The organism is Priestia sp. D3YE.R1, from assembly GCF_049199565.1.
Taxonomy (GTDB): Bacteria; Bacillota; Bacilli; order Bacillales; family Bacillaceae_H; genus Priestia; species Priestia aryabhattai.
This window is the reverse complement of record NZ_JBLTHW010000001.1, coordinates 1,088,375-1,107,374: the sequence shown is the minus strand read 5'-3', so window position 1 is coordinate 1,107,374 and position 19,000 is coordinate 1,088,375. Positions and strand designations below refer to the sequence as shown.

At 35.2% G+C, this 19,000-nt stretch carries 22 protein-coding genes and 1 pseudogene; 12 read left to right on the top strand and 11 right to left on the bottom strand.

Annotation, left to right across the window (positions count from 1 at the left end; translation table 11 throughout):
* The first annotated feature begins 149 nt into the window (after positions 1 to 149).
* The 3 genes from ACOZIR_RS05640 to ACOZIR_RS05630 are packed head-to-tail and all read left to right on the top strand — an operon-like array spanning position 150 to position 4,133.
* The gene (locus ACOZIR_RS05640) at positions 150 to 1,793 is read left to right on the top strand and encodes a spore germination protein (protein WP_310878054.1); all 1,644 of its coding nucleotides are present in this window, start codon (positions 150 to 152) and stop codon (positions 1,791 to 1,793) included.
* The gene (locus tag ACOZIR_RS05635; RefSeq protein ID WP_310878055.1) at positions 1,783 to 2,991 is read left to right on the top strand and encodes a Ger(x)C family spore germination protein; all 1,209 of its coding nucleotides are present in this window, start codon (positions 1,783 to 1,785) and stop codon (positions 2,989 to 2,991) included. Before ACOZIR_RS05640 ends, ACOZIR_RS05635 begins: the two co-directional genes overlap by 11 nt.
* Before the next feature lie 38 nt (positions 2,992 to 3,029).
* Positions 3,030 to 4,133: a GerAB/ArcD/ProY family transporter gene (locus ACOZIR_RS05630; protein WP_045293591.1), complete on the top strand. Its 1,104-nt coding sequence runs from the start codon at positions 3,030 to 3,032 to the stop codon at positions 4,131 to 4,133.
* Here the strand turns inward: ACOZIR_RS05630 and ACOZIR_RS05625 are convergent.
* From ACOZIR_RS05625 to ACOZIR_RS05615, 3 genes are all read right to left on the bottom strand, one after another.
* Positions 4,126 to 4,359 (bottom strand): hypothetical protein, encoded by a 234-nt coding sequence (locus ACOZIR_RS05625; RefSeq protein ID WP_045293594.1) that lies wholly within the window; start codon positions 4,357 to 4,359, stop codon positions 4,126 to 4,128. The genes ACOZIR_RS05630 and ACOZIR_RS05625 overlap by 8 nt on opposite strands.
* Before the next feature lie 812 nt (positions 4,360 to 5,171).
* Positions 5,172 to 5,453, bottom strand: coding sequence for a MerR family transcriptional regulator (locus ACOZIR_RS05620; RefSeq protein ID WP_088567414.1), 282 nt, complete (start codon positions 5,451 to 5,453; stop codon positions 5,172 to 5,174).
* Positions 5,454 to 5,851: 398 nt separating this feature from the next.
* Positions 5,852 to 6,847: a DUF3231 family protein gene (locus tag ACOZIR_RS05615; RefSeq protein WP_340141816.1), complete on the bottom strand. Its 996-nt coding sequence runs from the start codon at positions 6,845 to 6,847 to the stop codon at positions 5,852 to 5,854.
* Positions 6,848 to 7,099: 252 nt separating this feature from the next.
* Here ACOZIR_RS05615 and ACOZIR_RS05610 point away from each other — a divergent pair, with 252 nt between their 5' ends.
* The 5 genes from ACOZIR_RS05610 (at position 7,100) to ACOZIR_RS05590 (ending at position 10,333) form a co-directional block, all read left to right on the top strand.
* Positions 7,100 to 7,309, top strand: coding sequence for an alpha/beta-type small acid-soluble spore protein (locus tag ACOZIR_RS05610; protein ID WP_013058452.1), 210 nt, complete (start codon positions 7,100 to 7,102; stop codon positions 7,307 to 7,309).
* A gap of 333 nt (positions 7,310 to 7,642) precedes the next feature.
* Positions 7,643 to 8,155 (top strand): DUF3231 family protein, encoded by a 513-nt coding sequence (locus tag ACOZIR_RS05605; protein ID WP_013058453.1) that lies wholly within the window; start codon positions 7,643 to 7,645, stop codon positions 8,153 to 8,155.
* Positions 8,156 to 8,529: 374 nt separating this feature from the next.
* A complete protein-coding gene (locus ACOZIR_RS05600; RefSeq protein ID WP_045293600.1) occupies positions 8,530 to 9,021 on the top strand; it encodes a CBO0543 family protein in 492 nt (163 codons plus the stop codon).
* A 48-nt stretch (positions 9,022 to 9,069) separates the two neighbouring features.
* Entirely contained in the window at positions 9,070 to 9,858 is a 789-nt protein-coding gene (locus tag ACOZIR_RS05595; protein WP_045293602.1) for a hypothetical protein, read from the top strand.
* A 4-nt stretch (positions 9,859 to 9,862) separates the two neighbouring features.
* The gene (locus ACOZIR_RS05590; RefSeq protein ID WP_045293603.1) at positions 9,863 to 10,333 is read left to right on the top strand and encodes a hypothetical protein; all 471 of its coding nucleotides are present in this window, start codon (positions 9,863 to 9,865) and stop codon (positions 10,331 to 10,333) included.
* Between the two features lie 208 nt (positions 10,334 to 10,541).
* Here the strand turns inward: ACOZIR_RS05590 and ACOZIR_RS05585 are convergent, their stop codons facing one another.
* Complete coding sequence (locus tag ACOZIR_RS05585) at positions 10,542 to 11,060, bottom strand: YfiT family bacillithiol transferase (RefSeq protein WP_045293605.1); 519 nt, start codon at positions 11,058 to 11,060, stop codon at positions 10,542 to 10,544.
* Between the two features lie 187 nt (positions 11,061 to 11,247).
* Here ACOZIR_RS05585 and ACOZIR_RS05580 point away from each other — a divergent pair, with 187 nt between their 5' ends.
* Entirely contained in the window at positions 11,248 to 11,565 is a 318-nt protein-coding gene (locus ACOZIR_RS05580; protein ID WP_340141813.1) for a 2-acyl-glycerophospho-ethanolamine acyltransferase, read from the top strand.
* 57 nt (positions 11,566 to 11,622) lie between these two features.
* On the opposite strand, the gene ACOZIR_RS05575 is transcribed toward ACOZIR_RS05580, so the two are convergent.
* Together ACOZIR_RS05575 and ACOZIR_RS05570 are read right to left on the bottom strand one after the other, a co-directional pair.
* Entirely contained in the window at positions 11,623 to 11,808 is a 186-nt protein-coding gene (locus ACOZIR_RS05575) for a hypothetical protein (RefSeq protein ID WP_045293608.1), read from the bottom strand.
* A 490-nt stretch (positions 11,809 to 12,298) separates the two neighbouring features.
* Positions 12,299 to 12,796 carry an ankyrin repeat domain-containing protein gene (locus ACOZIR_RS05570; RefSeq protein WP_045293609.1) on the bottom strand — a complete coding sequence of 166 codons (498 nt, stop codon included), beginning with the start codon at positions 12,794 to 12,796 and terminating at the stop codon, positions 12,299 to 12,301.
* Positions 12,797 to 13,015: 219 nt separating this feature from the next.
* Between ACOZIR_RS05570 and ACOZIR_RS05565 the strand changes: the two are divergent.
* Positions 13,016 to 13,417, top strand: a pseudogene (locus ACOZIR_RS05565) (DUF4288 domain-containing protein); the annotation flags it as partial.
* Positions 13,418 to 13,545: 128 nt separating this feature from the next.
* Here the strand turns inward: ACOZIR_RS05565 and ACOZIR_RS05560 are convergent.
* On the bottom strand, positions 13,546 to 14,115 hold the full coding sequence (locus ACOZIR_RS05560) for an MEDS domain-containing protein (protein ID WP_340141812.1): 570 nt from the start codon (positions 14,113 to 14,115) through the stop codon (positions 13,546 to 13,548).
* 402 nt (positions 14,116 to 14,517) lie between these two features.
* Entirely contained in the window at positions 14,518 to 15,156 is a 639-nt protein-coding gene (locus ACOZIR_RS05555) for a manganese efflux pump (RefSeq protein ID WP_340142126.1), read from the bottom strand.
* A gap of 62 nt (positions 15,157 to 15,218) precedes the next feature.
* Here ACOZIR_RS05555 and ACOZIR_RS05550 point away from each other — a divergent pair, with 62 nt between their 5' ends.
* Positions 15,219 to 15,860 (top strand): DUF1232 domain-containing protein, encoded by a 642-nt coding sequence (locus ACOZIR_RS05550; protein WP_045293617.1) that lies wholly within the window; start codon positions 15,219 to 15,221, stop codon positions 15,858 to 15,860.
* Between the two features lie 43 nt (positions 15,861 to 15,903).
* Here ACOZIR_RS05550 and ACOZIR_RS05545 read toward each other — a convergent pair whose 3' ends face one another.
* Positions 15,904 to 16,176 carry a DUF3973 domain-containing protein gene (locus ACOZIR_RS05545; RefSeq protein ID WP_340141811.1) on the bottom strand — a complete coding sequence of 91 codons (273 nt, stop codon included), beginning with the start codon at positions 16,174 to 16,176 and terminating at the stop codon, positions 15,904 to 15,906.
* A 190-nt stretch (positions 16,177 to 16,366) separates the two neighbouring features.
* On the opposite strand from ACOZIR_RS05545, the gene ACOZIR_RS05540 reads away from it, so the two are divergent.
* Positions 16,367 to 16,705 (top strand): SPW repeat domain-containing protein, encoded by a 339-nt coding sequence (locus tag ACOZIR_RS05540; protein WP_052942414.1) that lies wholly within the window; start codon positions 16,367 to 16,369, stop codon positions 16,703 to 16,705.
* Positions 16,706 to 16,978: 273 nt separating this feature from the next.
* Here ACOZIR_RS05540 and ACOZIR_RS05535 read toward each other — a convergent pair whose 3' ends face one another.
* Together ACOZIR_RS05535 and glp are read right to left on the bottom strand one after the other, a co-directional pair.
* A complete protein-coding gene (locus ACOZIR_RS05535) occupies positions 16,979 to 17,230 on the bottom strand; it encodes a WGxxGxxG family protein (RefSeq protein WP_045293621.1) in 252 nt (83 codons plus the stop codon).
* Positions 17,231 to 17,673: 443 nt separating this feature from the next.
* Positions 17,674 to 18,939 carry a gephyrin-like molybdotransferase Glp gene (gene glp, locus ACOZIR_RS05530; RefSeq protein WP_340141810.1) on the bottom strand — a complete coding sequence of 422 codons (1,266 nt, stop codon included), beginning with the start codon at positions 18,937 to 18,939 and terminating at the stop codon, positions 17,674 to 17,676.
* Between the last annotated feature and the right edge of the window lie 61 nt (positions 18,940 to 19,000).

Genomic DNA, 19,000 nt, shown 5'->3' with positions numbered 1-19,000 from the left:
TGCTACGCTAGTTACTTTCCTTTGAAACAAGTTAATGAAGGAAGAATGAATGTATAAAAAAGGAATATAAGGAAAAATTACTAGTGAATATTGGAAAAACCAGTGTCCTCTTCATTCGATGACATACAAAAATGGAGGGTTATTAAAATATGAACAGCGCATGGAATCGCCTGATAAAAAAATCAAGAAAACCCAAAAAAATGCCCCTTCAGTATGAAGAAACTACTTCAAATGACGAGACTCTTAGTTCATCTTTGGCTGAAAATCTAACAAGAGTAAAGAACTCTTTAGGTAATAGTGGAGATTTAGTGGTTCGGGATTTTAAAATGGGAAAACCTTTTTTACGTAAAGTAGCTTCTATTTATATAAATGGATTAACGGATAAAGAAATTTTAGGAAACTCCATTATAGAAAGGCTGATGAATGATGTAGAGATGATTAAAGAGGAAAACCCTTATGAACCAAGCGAATTAGGGATGTACATAAAAGAACATATATTAACTATTACAAATGTGGGAGAGATAACGAATTTCGATAAACTTTTTTTCCATCTTTTATCCGGCGAAACAATTGTCTTAGTTGATGGATGGAATCAAGGCTTTGGCTGTGCCGCGCAAGGAGGAGATCTTAGAGCCATTTCGGAACCCGTAGCAGAATCGTCCGTTCGAGGCCCTCGAGACAGCTTTACAGAGTCCCTTATCACTAATACAGCAATGATTCGCCGTCGTATTAAGAGCCCAAACCTCTGGTTAGAAACGAAGGAAATAGGAACAATCACGCAAACAGGTGTTGGCATGATGTACGTAAAAGGCATTGTCAACGATAAGCTTCTTACAGAAATTAAAGAAAGATTAGGTAAGATGGAAGTAGATGAAGTTCAAGGCTCGAATACAATTGAAGAATGGATTTCTGATGAAACTTGGACACCTTGGCCAACTGTTTTTATCACAGAACGGCCCGATGTAGTGGCAGGAAATTTATTAGAAGGAAGAGTCGTGATTTTTGTGAATGAGACACCTACACCTCTCATTGTTCCTGCGACTTGGAATCAATTTTTTCAGACGGCAGAGGATTATTATTTACGCTGGACAATGTCTAGCTTTTTGCGCATGCTGAGAATCATTTCTTTTTTAATTACTCTTCTTGGTCCATCTTTATTTATTGCGTTTCTTTCCTTCCATCCGGAATTAATTCCAACACCGCTGCTGATTAATTTGGCAGCTCAGCGTCAAAATATTCCCTTTCCGATTATTATAGAAGCGCTATTGATGGAATTTACCTTTGAAGTGTTGCGAGAAGCTGGTGTTCGTATGCCCCGGCCTGTTGGTCAGGCTGTTTCCATCGTCGGGGCTCTTGTATTGGGAGAAGCAGCTGTTTCAGCTGGGATTGTTTCCAGCGCAATGGTCATTGTCGTGGCAGCCACGGCTATCGCCAGCTTTACCATTCCTCATTATGCCATGACGGATGCTACTCGTTTACTTCGGTTCGGGATGATGATTTTAGCTAGTTTTTTTGGATTATACGGTATTGGATTAGGAGTAATCATGTTAGTAGCTCATACATGCAGCTTGCGTTCCTTTGGTATTCCGTATTTAGCTCCTTTTGCCCCTGCCATTTTAGCTGATCAGAAAGATTCCATCTTCCGTTTCCCTTTACCTTTTATGTCTAAACGCCCCCGTTTAATTAGTCAGGTAAAAACGAAGCGAACAGACCCTAATCAAGATCGCGGGCCTTCGCCAAGAGAAGGAAAGATGAAAAATCAAGAATCAAAGAGGGATTCTGATGAGACATAAATCATTGATGCTTCTTTTGCTTTGCATATTGTTAGTCTTCTTGTCAGGATGCTGGGACCGCGAAGAGTTACAGCAGCTAAGTATCGTTTCAGGAATGGCTATTGATAAAGGCAGTGACAAAGTAAAGAACAGATATAAAGTTACGGTTCAAATTATCAATCCTTCACAAGTAGCTGGTGGACAACAAGGAGGAAAAGTTCAAGCTTCCCCTGTGACAACCTTTACTGAAACAGGAAGCACCCTTGCTGAGACTCTTCGAAAGATTTCAACAAAGTCACCTGGAGAGCTTTTCTTTCCTCACCTTCAAATCTTAGTAATCGGCGAGAAGGTAGCGAAACAAGGAATTGAAGATTTATTTGATATGATTGAACGTGATAGCCAGTTTCGGGTTCTTTTTCCAGTTTTAATTGCAAGAGGACATATTACGGCGAAAGAGACGCTAGAAGTCACAACATCATTAGAAGCCATCCCTTCTGCAAATATTGGAGATGCTTTAAAATCTTCTGAAGAGGACTGGGGAACCTATAAAAGTACGCGTGCAGATCAAGTGATTCAGGGGCTAAAAGAAGGAAGTGTAGTAGTCACAGGTATTAAGATTAATGGGGAGAAAAAGAGTGGAAATGCAACAACAAATACACAACAAGTTTCTCCAAGTGCAAACATTGAAATTAAAGGGATTGCTCTTTTTAAAAATGGAAAGTTAAAAAAATGGGTGGATGGGCCTCCTGCACGAGGAGTGACATGGATTACGAACGAAATGAAACGAACCGTGATGAATCTTAATTGCGGAAAGAAAAAGGATGCAATCGCAATTGAAATTTCGCGTTCCAAATCGTCTACCCATGTAACATTCAACCATCAGAAACCGACAATCTATATTACTGTTCACGCAGAAGGAACAGTCTTAGAAAATAATTGCTCTATAGATCTTGCCAAATCGCAAGCTCTTGGCCAACTAGATGAACAATTAGAAGAAGAGATTAAACAGGAAATACTATTGGCAATAAAAAAAGCTCAAAAGCAAAAAAGTGATATCTTCAATTTTGGTGAAACGGTTAATATAGCGAATAAGCATGTATGGAACAACATTAATCATTCATGGGAAAAAGATATTTTTCCAGAAACAGAAGTTCACGTGAATGTACAAGCTATTATTCGTCGGACAGGTATGACAACCAAGTCTTATATAAACAAATAAAATAATGATAAAGGGCAAACAAAGGAGTTGAGAGACGAATGGAGAAAGCAAAAATAAGCGTTACACAACTCTTTGCCCTTATGTTTATCTTCGACTTGGGTACTTCTCTAATTGTAAGTTATGGAATCCCCGCCGGTAAAGATGCCTGGCTTGCTATCCTTCTAGGAATGGGCGGAGGCATACTCTTATTCTTTGTTTACTATATGTTATTTCGTCAATATCCGACCATTCCCCTTACTGGATATGTTAGAAAAATATTTGGTGAATTCTTTGGCTGGGTGCTTGGATTATTATACTGTTTGTTTTTCTTGTATATTGCAGCTAGAAATGTACGTGATTTCGGGGACTTATTGACTTCGTCCACTTTACCGGAAACCCCATTACTAGCAATTAATCTCTCGCTTATTCTTGTTATGTGTTATGTCATTTATCTAGGGATAGAAGTAATAGGAAGAACAGCAGAAGTATTTATTGTCATCCTACTATTATTGGGGCTAGGAGCTAATTTTTTTGTTCTAGTATCTGGAAATGTTAGTTTAAATCATATCCGCCCCTTTCTTGAACACGGGTGGAAACCCGTGTTAACTACAGCGTTTCCTCCTGTTGTATCTTTTCCATTTGGTGAAATGCTCGTATTTACGATGCTGCTACCATATTTAAATCGTCCTAAACTAATAAAAAAGGTATGGTTATCTGCAGTACTTTCAAGTGGGTTGATCCTAAGCTGGACAGCTGCTTTAAATATGTCGGTTCTAGGTTTGGATGTAATGAAAAGATCTACATTTCCTACCTTGGCTACGATTGGAAAAGTTAATCTATTTGATTTTATTGAAAGAATGGATGCAATTGTAGTTTTCACCCTGTTAATGACCGTTTTTTTTAAAGCATCTATTTTTATGTATGCAGCTATCCTTGGAATTACTGATTTATTTAAGGTGAAGAACCGTCAGCAAATCATTCTTCCCATGGGCTTTATTTTGATTTTCCTTTCCATGACAATAGCTTCCAGTTTTTCAGAACATTTAGAAGAAGGGTTTACTATTACATTAAAATACCTTCATGTTCCTTTTTTGATTGTGATTCCTTTGTTTATGCTGGTTGTCTCCCTCATTCGGAACTATGTGAAGAAAAAAACTAGTTAGGACGGTATCGTTTCTCTCTTTTTTTAATAATCATAAAAATTTGTTGGCCAATGACAATAAGAAAAAGTCCAGCTAACATGATATATTCAGCATTACTCATGACCCAAAAAGGGTTTAGAAGGTGCAGGAATGAATCATAAAAACTAAAACCTAATAGAAAATCCATTAGCAAGAGGTTTAAAGTAGATAATAAAAAGACAATAATTAGTGCTAGAAAAATCTTCATGTTCTTCTCTCCTTTAATTTTAAGTAAATATATTATTTGTCAAAAATAAGGTTTTTAATAATAAACCTTATTGGTTGAAATTAAAGGAAAAGCGTAAGAGTATAAAATATCTTGTGTAAATGAATAAGTAAAAAAAGAAAGAATTTTTTTGGGGAAATTAAGTAACTTCAACCAGCCTAAAGAAAGTGAGTCTTCTCTGAATGAGTTTATAAAAGTTCTTGTTCAAGCTTTATTCCCTAACGAAGAGTAACTGCATCCTTCCTTGTTTCTGTATAGTCAGCGCTTTGCGACAAGATCTCATATTGATTTTAATTAAGCTCGCCCAGAACTAAAAATGACGTTTAAAGCAAACTAATGAATAATTTCTATAAGAAAAAAATTCATTTTCATATAATTCATATAAAATTATTGATTACCTCTTAATTTTCGATCCTCAATTTTTACGTTAGAACCACAAATAAACCAGCAGAAAGATTCATAATATATACATCTTTAAAGGTATATATATTATGAATCTTTTAAGGTAAAAGACTATTTTATTTGCAGCGATTTTAGTAAAGCAGCCTGTAATTCTATAAAAGAGAGCAGTATATATAGATAAACAAATTCAACTATACAAGTAATGTTTTTTATAACCCGATTCATAAATATTTTCATATCATTTATCCCCTTCATATATAATTCACCCTTCTGGAATTTGAAAAAAGTACAGCGAAGAAAGGATTTTAAGTTATTTTAAACAATGTAATAATAATCATTAATCTTGATAAAATTATTCAATTAAGTTTGTGGAAAATGAGTTCTTAGTTGACCTATAATCGTTTTGTTGCTTGTATTAATACCTTTTTTCTTCTTTTATAAAGATCATCTCGAATTTCTCGTGTAAGAACTCCATCTTCTATTTTTTCTGCAATATCCATTAATCTCTCAATATCAGAAAAAGAATACCTACGGGTACCAGAGAAGGTACGTTCAGGAAAGATAAGTTTTTGAGTTTCATAATAACGAATTTTTCTCTCAGACAATCCGGTCATTTCAGTAACAGTTTTCATAGTCATTATTTTTTTCTCTCGATATAAATAATTATTCTTCAAATATATCCTCTCCTTTATCTATTTGATTGATTTTAAAATAATAAAGAATAAGTATGTATGTATGTTATGAATAATAAATCTAATCTAATATCTAAATTTTCAAATAATTAAACCTACAATAACAACAAATTATACAAATAATCTACAACTTGGTTATAATTCCTAACACGAATATTTAATTACCAGGAGTTTTATATATTTATTATTCTTAGTTTAACAATCCAAAGTTATATATGTTCACTAGAAGTGTATAGAAGATACATCCTAAAAACCAAAAGACTACTGCTCCTGAACAGTAGTCTTTTCTGTTTATACGTAACCTTATACGGAATGATGATTTACATCACTTTTAGTAGCATGGTCGGAGGATTAGACATTAATTTATTAAGAACGTTTTTCTAATCATCTAACCTTTTACGGTCATCTGCTTGAGGAGGCTGTTCCATCCACTGATTATCAATCATATCTTTCCCAATACGGCTATAAATCCACAAGCTATCCAAGGCTGCCTTTTCACAGTGTGCTGAAATATCGGCTCTCATACTTGCAATGAGGGCTGCATTATAATAAGTTACCGCTACACCAAAAAAGAAGCCTGTCTGGAGAAGCATAAGCTGATCTGAAAAAGGAGAAACATTGGAATTTGTAACCTCTGTTTCGCATGATTGAGGTAGATGAAGGTTGTCTTTGGTTAGTAGAGATGAAAATATATCAATGTGCTTGTTTTTTACTTGCAGACTTTTTTCTAATAATGCTCGTACATTTTGATTTTTTGAAACTTGTGAAAAACCAAGGATTATTGCTTTCGCAATCATTGTTTTGTTTAAATTAAAATAAGCATGTCCACTTTCTATTGTATTTATCGGTCTCTGTTTACCGAACACATCCGTTACATAGTGGTAGTGTTCAATCATTTCCACCTGGTTGGGTGTTATGTAAGTAGGCGGCTGCTGATAAAGTTTTTTTGAAATAAGAAGATCCTTAGATTTTTTATAAATCTCCATCGCATCAAGGTTGCACTGATAATAAAAATCTACAATGTCTTGGCGTATGGAAGTTGTAAAAGATAAACTCATTTCATTATGGCCGTGTGTGCTCATCATATAAAGGGATTTAAGACACAAGACGTCCGTAAAGAGAGAAGGAGCTTCTAAGTTAAGATCCTCTTCTGTAAATCCTTTAGGAATAGGAAACTTCTCTTTTTTAAATAACGCTTTTAATGTATCTATATGGTTAAGTGAATATTGAAGAGCTTCCTGAAAAAGATTATGTATTTCTGAATCTTGGATTGTGTGAAGCATATATTTATTTACACATACAGATAATGTTTCACGGATATAGTGTGTCCATAAATTTGCCATTTCAGGAGATGTTAATCGATTCTTTTTTTGCAATTTTCTGTTCCTCCGTATCAAAGCGCATTTTTTTTAGCTTCCCCTCCTTTTAAGCTTTCATACAAATTAGCTTTTCTCCTAATATTTCCGATAAAAAAGAAAAAGCTACTCAAATGAGCAGCTTTAAAAAAACACATACTTAAGGAAAGATGTTAGTATGGTCAAAGAATAACGGTCTATAAATCCACAAATTACCACGTATATACTTCTTGGCCTCTAGGAAACTTAAGAAAAACAAGGAGGTGACACAACATGGCAAACAACAAAAGCAGCAACAACAACGAATTATTAGTATACGGTGCTGAACAAGCAATCGATCAAATGAAATATGAAATCGCTAGCGAATTTGGTGTAAACCTCGGTGCTGATACAACTGCACGTGCAAATGGATCAGTAGGTGGCGAAATCACAAAACGTCTTGTGCAATTAGCTGAGCAACAACTTGGCGGCGGACGTTTCTAAGACAACTTTATAATTGATGGCTGAAGGAAGAGTGGGTATCCACTCTTCCTTTTATTATGAACATTTTCTATTTATCGTCATAAGCAGAAATCCAAAAAAGCATGACAAAACAAAAAACTGCCAAAGAAGGCAGCTCTTTGTATAACAAGGGTATTGTGACTGATGCCCTCATAGGCATCTTGAATAGTATACGTAAAATAGTGGATTGTATTCTTCTAGATATAAAAAGGAATTTTATATCTAGAAGAATAATAAAACATGATATGGAGACGTTAAGTGTGTGCATAGTAAGAAAGGTGGCACATTATTATGAATATGTTAAGGAGGATAACAATGGGCATTTTAAGTGGAAATCCTACAGATGAACCGATGCATTACGGTGAAGTGTTTGGAACATGGTCGTTTCTTTCTGCTTCAAAAGGATTAGTAGCTGGTTATCAAACGTTTCTAAATCATGTAGGAGACAAGGATCTACATAAGTTAGTACAAGAAACGATTGAACAATGTCAGCAGGAAATGAAAGGTGTAGAAAAGCTATTAAAAGAAAATGGAGTGGCTTTACCTCCAACTCCGCCTGAACGTCCAGAAGCTTGTTTAGATGATATTCCAGTAGGTGCACGTGTTCAAGACCCCGAAGTTGCTGCGGCTATTTCACTGGATATAGCTGCTGGTCTAGTTGCTTGCAGTCAACTGATTGGCCAATCTATTCGCGAAGATATTGCAGCAATGTTTGGTCAAATTCACATGCAAAAAGTAGCTCTTGGTGGAAAGTTTTTGCGACTTAACAAAGAAAAAGGCTGGTTAGTTCCACCACCTCTTCACAAGTCCAAAAACACGGATTGTTAATCGTAAAATTCGTATAAAACGTGAAGATTTCACATTAAGTCAACCCCACAGCACGCTATAAGAAGGAACTGCTGATTCATTCCAAATCAGTAATTCTTTCTCGAATAAAGAGCACTAATGAGAGCAAACTACTCAAGATGCAGTAGAGCATTATCAATATAATAACATCTATATTTCAACGACTAGGAAAACTACTGCACAGAAGCAGTAGTTTTTTCCATTTTGATACTGTAGAGAATAGAAAAAGGTCGCGAACATAATCTACGTTTATAAGCAGTACCAAATTAATTCTAGAATACATAATAATCTTTTAAGAGAAACTACTAACAATATACCAAAAGATACTTCCAGTATAGTTAAGGAGATAAAACCAATTGAATAATAAATTTGAAAAGCGTTTTTTGAGGGTTCTCTTTATTTTAACTCTATCGGCTTTGCCTTTTTTATTAAGAAAGCCTCCTGTGAAAGACTCAATATTGACTTTTCTTCTTAATGGGTACACCAATGGGATAGTTGACAGATTTGTTATTACTCATAAGCTCATTAAATATCCGGTACGCTATTTTCGAAAAGAGTTTAAAATACATGTTTTATTTGACTTTTTGCTATATCCAACTGTCTCTGTTATCATCAACCAACTAACAAAAAACGATAAACCCTTAGTTATCCTATATAAAATTATTTTATTCATCTTTCCAATGTTTTTAATCGAACTCTGGGCAGAAAAAAAGACAAATTTAATTAGATGGAGAAGACCTTGGAAATGGTATCATACTTTACTTAGTCTTACAGTCAAATCAGTATTAAACAGGTTAATGATCGGAGCTATAAGAGCATTAGATGAAAAAGCAGAAAAGAGTTCTTGATTAATGAAATAAAAAGTATCTTTTTTCCGAATCCATAGGAGATCGTAAATGAATAATTATAAAAATGACAATACTGCAAGACGCTATATTGCTCATGTCAGTATATTTGGAACCACTCAAATCCATTTAAGAAACCCCTATATTATCGCTTGGTGGTCAGCAGCTTTTCCAGGGTTTGGGCACCTACTACTGTCTAAATACCTTCGCGGCTTTGTGTTATTTGTATGGGAAGTCGTCATAAATATTAAATCTCATGTAAATTTAGCTATGATTTATTCTTTTCAAGGAAATATTGATATGGCCAAAGACGTTCTTAATACAAGATGGCTACTTATTTATATTCCTGTTTATATTTTTGCTATATGGGATAGTTACCGAACAACTGTTGATTTAAATAAAATATACGTGTTAGCTGAACGAGAAAACCACCGGTTCAACACCTTTAGTATGGGAGCCATGGAAATAAATTATTTAGATAAACGGAATCCCATCCTGTCTGTTGTTTGGTCCTTGCTGATGCCAGGTCTAGGACAACTTTATATTCATCGCATCATTGGTGCTTTCTTTGTTATCATTTGGGCAGTTGTTTTCTTTTATTACTCTCACTTGCTTGAAGGTATTTCTCTTCTATTTTTAGGAGAAATAAAACAGGCTACTTCCGTTTTAAATAAAGAATGGCTGTTATTTTTCCCTTCCCTATATGGTTTTGCTACCTTCGACTCTTATATAAATACGGTTGAGAATAATAAACTTGCTGAAAGAGTGCAAAAAAATTTCTTCGAGAAAATATATCAACATCCAAGCTTTTGTATTTCGAAAGGAAAAAAGGTGGAGTGAAAACATGCAGGTCTTTTCTACATTTGAATACTCCAGTTACATAGAATTAGCTGTTTCAGAGCTAGAAAAAAAAGGGATAAAGAAAGAAGATATATTTATTGTCCCCCTTAATAATCGAACGGAAGATCGACGGATTTTTGATAGCCTCCATCGAGCCGATGGAGTTTCTCTTATTGATTTGGGAATGGCTCTAGCCACAGCCTTTTCAGTCATTGGTGCAAGCATTGGGTTTAAACTAAGCTGGGGGCCCATCTACTGGGGAATAATTAGTGCTTTTATCGGATTTATCTTAGGACTAGGAATTAAACTATTTATGTTTAAAGTAATCAGGAAAAATCAACGGCTTTTACGCGGCAAACATTCGGAAGTCATACTCATTGTTGATTGTCGTACGGTGGACGCCGGAGTGGTTGAACAAATTTTGTGGAAAAACCTTGCCTTAGGTGTTTCAAAAGTCAGATCTGATGGCTTATAAAAATAAGTCATCGTTGTACAATATAATGGCTATATGCAGGATGAATGAATTACTATTCAGGATTAAAGATAACTTCCTTAACACATTGAGGGAGTTTTTCTGTTTTTAAGCTGTATACTCTTTAGTTAGTATAATGTCTTTTATTAAAACCAAAAAAGCTTTTAAAAAGAGCTTTTTTGGTTCTAACATATGTTAATTAAATGCCTTTCTACCAACCTCTTTGATTTCTTAAAGTCGTAATATGAGCAACGTGATGCTTTCCATGCCAAGCGTAAGTAGCTATTAATTGTTCAATCGTCACTTCCCCGTTTTCAGGATGGTGGATCATTTTCTTCAAATCTTTTTCATCAAGTGAGTTTAACAATTTATGAAGCCGCTTATGTAGAGCTGAAAAAAGTTGAAGAGAAACTTTTATAGGTAAATCATTATCAGGAAGATTCGACCAAGCCACTTCATCATATGCTTTAATAGTAGGTGCTTGCTCTGTTAACCCTAATTTAAAACGGGTATAAGCATTCATATGGGAGTCAGCTAAATGATGGACAACTTGACTTAATGTCCAGCCGCCTTCTCGATAAGGCGTGGCTAATTGTTCTTTTGTCAGTCCTTCTACAGCATCAGCTAATTGCTTTGGGGCATCTCCAATGTCATGAATCCACCCTTGAATATCTTCTTTCTGAATATTTTCTTTTACAGTAAATTTCCCAATAGGATATTGATTGAACATATTTCTTCATCCCTTTCTGTTTTTATCAGCATCTAGTATAATTTTTATTTAAATATTCAGAACTAAATCAGACGAATAAAATACTGCAAATTAGGATTACAGCGTACACTTGTAATTAGCACATTGTATCTTTTTGCTACGTATTCATTAACTAATGATATATTTTTTATAACGGAGGGTGAATTGTTTGGAGAGAAAAAATTTAAGCGTATTTACTAAAATCTCGTTTTTAACAGCATTGGCTAGGATGATGATGACGCCAGCTTCCATATACATATTATCAAAAACTTCAGACGAGAGCATGAAGCCTTTTCTCGGTTCTTTTGTATTGCTTGCATTTATTCTACCTTTATTTGGCCTTCCTTTAAGCATCGTTTCAATGTTCAGCAAAGAACATTTACCGAAAAGAATATTTGCTTTAATTATAAATTCACTGCCAGTAATTATTGTAATGTATGGTCTAACAATGGAAATTATAGATGAGTTTTTTCGAGCTGCACCTTAAATAAAGTTAAAGTCTCTCCTCTATAGCATTCATAAGAGATCTTAATCGATAATATCTCTACAAATTAGCCAGCTTTTCATTAGCTATAAACTTCATAAGTATACCTGCTCCTAAAACATTTAATACGATGCTGCTACCTAAAATAAAACCATATAGTAATCCCGTAATATGTAATGTTAAAGCTAAAATCAAAAAGACTGTTCCTGTACCTACTAAAAGTAATCCCAAGCTTCGATTGTTCATCTATTTCACCACCAAAAAAGTAAATATAGTTATATTTTAACATAATTATATTTATTTTACTGGTTAAAGAGTCTTTCTATTTATATGCTGTATACAACATATAAAGCTAGTCACTCTAGTACTGAAAAAGAAGGAGAAGCTAAGCCGCGTTAGTTTCCCCCTCTTTTTGTATCTCCAGTTTTCATTAAGAACCCTGCGGTTATAATACAGGCAGCAGATAAAAGTAACCCTGTTAATCCCTGTTTTAAAACAAACCCAAAGATTATGCTAGAAAATGATCCTAAAAAGAACATCAATTTGACTAAAACATTTCTAGTGCTCATTTATACAATCATCTCAATTCTATATACAAATAATATATGAAGCTACTGGCGTTGTTCTCTTTGCCCAGCAATCCAAGCTAACGCTAAAATAGAAACAGTTACAACTACTGCAGTCAACATAACTATATTCACCTCTTCTTCCTTAACATAAAATCTCTTACTCTATATTAAGCTTTATTATTTAAATACTGAGTAAATAAATGAACTGCGCTGTCTTGTTTTTTCTCTACTGCAACCTCTAAAGGCGTTTTACCATCATCTTTTTGTATTTCGATATCTGCACCTTTTTCTATAAGAAGTTTAATCATATTTTCATCTCCTAGCAGCGAGTCCTCATGAAGACTAGTCCATCCACCGCTTTGTTTTGCATTTACATCTGCGCCTTTTGTAAGCAACAAGTCTACAGCTTGAATTTGCTTATTTGCTACTGCTGCATGAAGAGGCATGTTTTCATTCGGGTTTTTAGCTTTAGCATGAATATCCGCCCCCAATGACAACAATAACCTGGCGCTATCCACTTGCCCAAAATAACAAGCTAAATGTAAAGGCGTCCATCCATCTGAATTAAAAGCGTTAAGTAAAGATGGCTCTTTATTTAATAAATCTCTTATCTCTTCACTCTCTCCATTTACCGTAGCATTTGTTATTTGATCAATATATTCCATTTTACACCCCCCTAATATATAGAAATACCTTGATTATATTTCCATTTTATCATAGGTTAGTGGATGAACACGACATACAAACTTAGGTATATAAGTAAGAAGGACGATAAGGAATACGATGATAAAATTAATTATTATAGTTCCTTTAGTTAAGAATGGAGAGTTGATATGAAAACAACTAATAGCGAAGAGTTAGACTTTCAATGATATGGCGTAAAGGTTCTTTATAAGTACTTAATAGTGGATAAACCTAATATAGAAAAGATTGACGAAAATTATGAAGAACATCAGATATTTGAAGAAAGTATTTTATTAATTAAAGCCCGATCATTTGATCAAGCCTATGAAATTGCAGAAAAGAAAGCAAAAGAATGTGAAGACAGCTATACCAACGTTTATGATCAGACTGTGAAATTCCAATTGATTGAGAGTTTAGATGCCTTTCTCTTGTGTGAAGAAGATGAGTTACCAAGTGGTACGGAAGTATATTCACGTTTTTTACATATACCTAAAGAAGAAAATTTAGCTAATGTCTTATCTAAGCACTATCCAGAAGTTACAGAAGATGAAACAGAGCAGATACGAAAAAACTTCATTTTAAGGAATAGAGATTTTAATTGAAGCTTCACACTAGATATATGGTATACATACTCTGTAGAAACAACAAATAAAGAGCCTTAAATAAGGCTCTTTATTTGTTCTCTATTTACCTTTTGCTTTTTAAAAATAACGCCCGTGCACAATATTACTTACACTGCATCCGTCATTACATATAAATTGGATGGAATAATTTTGTTCTCTAAAATTAAGTATGGATGGCACTTCATTAAAGCAAGTTTAAGAACTTCTGGTACTCTCTCTTCATCATACGCGCATACTAAATGTAATCCGCCTTTATTTACTAATTTATCGGCTTCATTTTCAAACTCTTCTAAAATAGGTATAATTCCTTCTTGCTGTCCCCATTCTACATGAGCCCATATTTGAAAAGACGTATTGTTTTTATAGAAAGGATCTAAGTGTTTGGAAAGGTGTTCAAAGATTATGGCAGGCTGAAAGCTTCCACTTGAACAGTAATAATCAAAATTATTAATGGTATGTATATATGCTAGTTGGTCTTTAGTCAGAATCCCCTCTAATTTTTTAAAAATCAGCGGAATTAGTCTTTCACTTTCGATAACTAACGTATGTCTCTCTTGTTCAATCCCCGAAACAATATAAGACACAAGATTATCTAAGTAACTTCTCATATCGTCAATATTGTAGTAAATATGAACGCTTTCATTATTCTGTATTAATTGAGCAAACTGATTTTTCAAGTGTGTACGCTCCCTTATATAAAATCAACCTAAATATTAAGACTCTTAAAATAGTAAATTGTCTATTCATTAGAACAATTCTACGCTTTGCGTTCTTGTCTGTCAAAACTAGATGTTCCCCGCTTTGTTTTGGGGTATACAGCTGGTTTTTAGAATAGTGTATCTATATTGATTGCAAACGAGATAACAGTTGTGCCAGTTATTCTGGCGTCTTGGCTAAAGGATACTGTACCCTTTTAAAATACGATTAAAACTTAACAAGAAATAATTGCAGAAGTAAGTTTTCTTACCTCTTCATTGAATAAATTCTTATGCAGCATTTCTTTATTTTGTATAGAAGACTAGTCACTATAAAACACAAAGAAAAAACGCCACTTTCTTTAATAAGTGGCGCCTTTTCTTTTAAAATATTTGAGTAAAGGCTACAATTAAAATCGTAATTCCGCTTATTAACGTTCCGCATTGACTCAATGTAAATTTCCCAATTTGCACATTTGTGGCTTTTTGCCCCACCATTACCCCTAGCCATACTGTGAGAAAACTGCCAAATGCTGATGTAAGCGAAATAGCTAAAGGTGACAATCCAAGCAAACCAGCTCCTAGACCGTTTGTAAGTGCGTTCGCTGAAAGTGCTACACCTAAAACGCTGCTTTCTATCCATCCAATAGAGCGTACTTTTACTTGCCCCCTACTATCTAATTCATGAATTCCGTTATTTCTCTGGGAGCCGACTAATAAAATAATTCGAATCCCAATTAGCGTTAATAATACGACGGCTACAATAACATGGAAAACTCCTGGTAAGATGGTTGAAATCCACCTGCCAAACGTAATTCCCAACATGCTAAAGAGGAAACAAATAGCTGCTATTAGTAAATTAGAAAGCCATTTTATCCTTACCTTTCGAACTCCGTATGATATTCCTACACCAAAGTTATCTATACTTGATGACAGTGCAAAACCTAAAATGAATAACCATTCCATTTTGTATTCTCCTTTTGATGATAATGTTGAGGAAATTTGCTTACTTGTTGCATATATTGTTGATAAACCTTCAATAAAATGATTACTGCGCGTTGAAAAATACAAAGAGGTGAATCGCGATGTCTAAGATCCAACATGACCAAAGCCTTGGTTTGTTATTAAGGTCTTTATTAAAGGAAAATGCTTTATCTATGCGGAAGCTTAGTTCACTTACGGGGATTGATACGGCAACTATTTCACGGATTATAAACGGAAAGCAGCAAGCAAATCTACATCATTTAAAACAATTTGCACGCTATTTAAATACTCCTCTTGAAGCATTGGTTGACCCTACTGGAGCTGCTTCAAACTATACAGAAAATGAAGTAGAAACAGGCATTCATTACTCCATTGATAAAATTCAAGAAATACTTAAATCTTTTAATATAGTGGATACAAACTTTACGATTGAGCGTGTAGAACAAGAACTAACAAAATATAAGCAATATGCACAGACAGACGAAGGACACAACATGATTTGTAATAACTTTCAAACCAAAATAGAGCAAGTAGGCAGTGTTGGTACTTTCATTGATCAACTAAAGCAAATGTATCTTGAATACTGTAACGAAAAAACCTCAGCTGCCAAGCGCTCTATATTAGGAAGTGCGCTATTGTATTTTATTTTGCCTACCGATATTATCCCAGACTATGTCTTTCCAATCGGCTATTTAGACGATGCAATAGCTGTACAACTAGTGATGAATCAACTTAAGGAATAAAAACTGATTTTTATCAAGCGAGCTGAACGCGGCATGCCGCTATTTATTGTGAAAACGGAACTTTTTCTGAACCATGGCGATGAGCAGGTAAATATTCTATTGCTTTCTTTAATTTAGATAATTCCTTTGGCACAATCTTTTTAATAATTTTTTCTTTTTCACATCGTTTGCATGACTCATGGTTACATCTATGTGCACACATACCTAAAGGGATTTTCTCTCCTACAAATGGATCTATATAGACTCCATTTTCAAACAGCTTACTCTTAATAAGATTTTCATTTTGCAGTCTGCAGCAATTAACACAATAGTACATTTGTTTTCCACTCTCTTTCTTATACTTGATTTTGAAACATCTTATGAGAACTCATCAACAGAAGTGCTTGTTCCTACAATAAAAATTGAAAAAATCTCAACAGGCGTTGATGAATACTCAACACATGGCACTTCCAAACATATAGTTTAATCATGACATCACTACGAGTGTCATACTTTGAGGAGGGATAATGATGAAAGCAAGAGGTATTGCTAACGCCATAATCGGTATTTGGTTTGTTATGGCCCCATGGATGCTTGGTTTTTCATACGATGCAGGAGCTACTTCAGCAAGTATTGTATTTGGAATTCTCCAAGTCATCACATCTCTTTTAGGAGCGAATAAACCAGGATGGAATTCATGGCAAAACTGGATTTCCCTTATTAGCGGATTATGGTTTGTACTGTTTCCATTTATTTATTCACTAACAGATGGCGTGCTTTGGTCTAGCATCATACTCGGGTTAATGACCGTACTATTTAGCTTATGGAGCTTGAATTCTAAAGCAAAACTAAAAGCTGTAAGTTAAAATACCAATAACATTCCACTATTTACTTAACCTGTTGAAGATGCCGCCACGCATCGATCTATGGGGGAAACGATTCTTGCAGCAGAAAAGCTCCCTACGGAAATAGGGAGCTTTTTCTACTTTTTATGTAAAGCCTACACAGATTCAGTCAACGTAATGTACTTTATAGAAAATAATAAAGGTGTCCCTAATTGCTAGAAGACACCTTTATGGACTCTCTAGAAAGCTAATCTTTGACAACCATTATTTATCTCTACTCATGCAAAATAGATACTAACGAACTTTTTCTTCACGGTCATCTCTTCTTTTAAGGCCAAAAAGACCAACTAGTCCTAGTAACCCTAGTAATTCCCAAGGTGAATCATTATCATCATCCACATCAGTTGCTGTAGTGACATTTCGAGTATTTACGTCATCATTATAATTTGCTCTATCTACGTTATTGTTTTCAGCATTAACCGGCAAGATGAAAGTCATCATAGCTAAAGCTAACGTACATAATAAAACAGACCATTTTTTTCGCATAATTTCTCCTCCTTTCCTTTTGTTAATAGATAAAGTTCCCAAGGTTATTAGTTACTATTCGTTAAATAGATATATCATTTGAAACCACTCACTAATACCCAAAATAAAGAAGTTTTAAAATTAGTATGAATATATTTCTTATCTATTAAGCAAACTACTCAAGATGCAATGAATCATCACTCATGAAACCTAATTACGTCATAGAAAAAACTACCTTCTCCCTAACTCTAAGGTAGTTTTTTCTATTTTTAGGCTGTATGTGATACATAATTATAGTTAACATAATCACTCTTTGCGGAATACATCATAAAAACGAGCCCTTAATACACAAGGACTCTTTTACCTACTCATTTTCTTATTTATACACGACTTATACATTGTTGTTTATTTACTAGCAATTTGATCACTATTCAGACTAGAACTCTTACATAAAAATAGTCTTTTTATACCCAAAGCGAACTCGTGCCTTCTTTTTCAAGATGCAGCACGTTCACTTCTGTTCCTTTATCATACCCATGCTCTCCACCTGGAAGAACAATCAGCGCGTTTGCTGCAGCTAATGACGAAATAGCGCCTGACTTGTCCATGCCAACAGGCGTCACGACAAGCTTTCCATCTTCATCTGAAATTTCTCCTCGCACCATTCGCGTAAATGCATTAGGTTCTTTGAAGCGGCCGTTTAACACCGCTTTTGTTTTATGTAAATGAGGCGCCGGTGAATGTAAAAAGCTGCGAACAATCGGACGTACAAACAGTTCAAACCCGACATAGCAAGCAGAAGGATTTCCCGATAATCCAAACAGCAGCTGCCCGTTTCGTTCTGCGACTGTTGTGACACTTCCGGGTCGCATCGCAATTTTGTTAAACAGTACATTTGCACCAAGCTTTTCATAAATAGCCGGCAAATAATCATAGTCGCCAACGGATACCCCGCCGGTTGTCAGTAGAATGTCCACTTCTTTAAGCGCTTTTTCTACCGCTTCATAGCAGCTTTCAAAGTCGTCTTCGAGCTTTCCTAAGTATTTCGGAATCCCGCCGCTTCTTACGATTTGCGCGAGTGCCATATAGGAGTTGCTGTTGCGGATTTTTCCTGGTTCTAACGGTTCGTTCACATCAAGCAGTTCGCTTCCTGTTGTTAACACCCCAACAACCGGCTGCTTCACCACAGCTACATCCGCATAGCCAAACGTAGCTAAAAAAGCCGTGACGCCCGGATTGATGCGCGTTCCTTTTGAAACGAGCACGTCTCCTTTTTTCGTTTCTTCTCCTTTTAACGCAATGTGCTCCCACTTTGAAGCTGGCCTGCTTAACGCCATATACGTTTTGCCTTCTTTTTCATACGACTTCGTTACTTCAAGCATCACAACCGCATCACATGAATGAGGCACTTGCGCTCCTGTCATAATACGCACCGCTTGAAACGGCTTTACTTCTTCTTCAAAAACAGAGCCGGCACCGATTTCACCTACCACTTCGAACTCCACGGGATGTTCACTCGATACTTCTGCGCAGTCCTGTGCTCGAACCGCAAAGCCGTCATAAAGCGATTTATTAAAATGAGGCACGTTTTGATCAGCGACAATATCTTCTCCTAAATAGCGCCCGTAGCTTTCAGTGATCGATACGCGTTCGATGCTGCCTTTTCTTTTATATGTCATGACTTTTTCAATTGCTTCAGGAATTGAAATAGGTGTTCTGCTTTCTAACATACATTCTTCACTTCCTTTACGTCTGTTCACTTTTTGCGCTATGGTGTAAAATCATAGCATA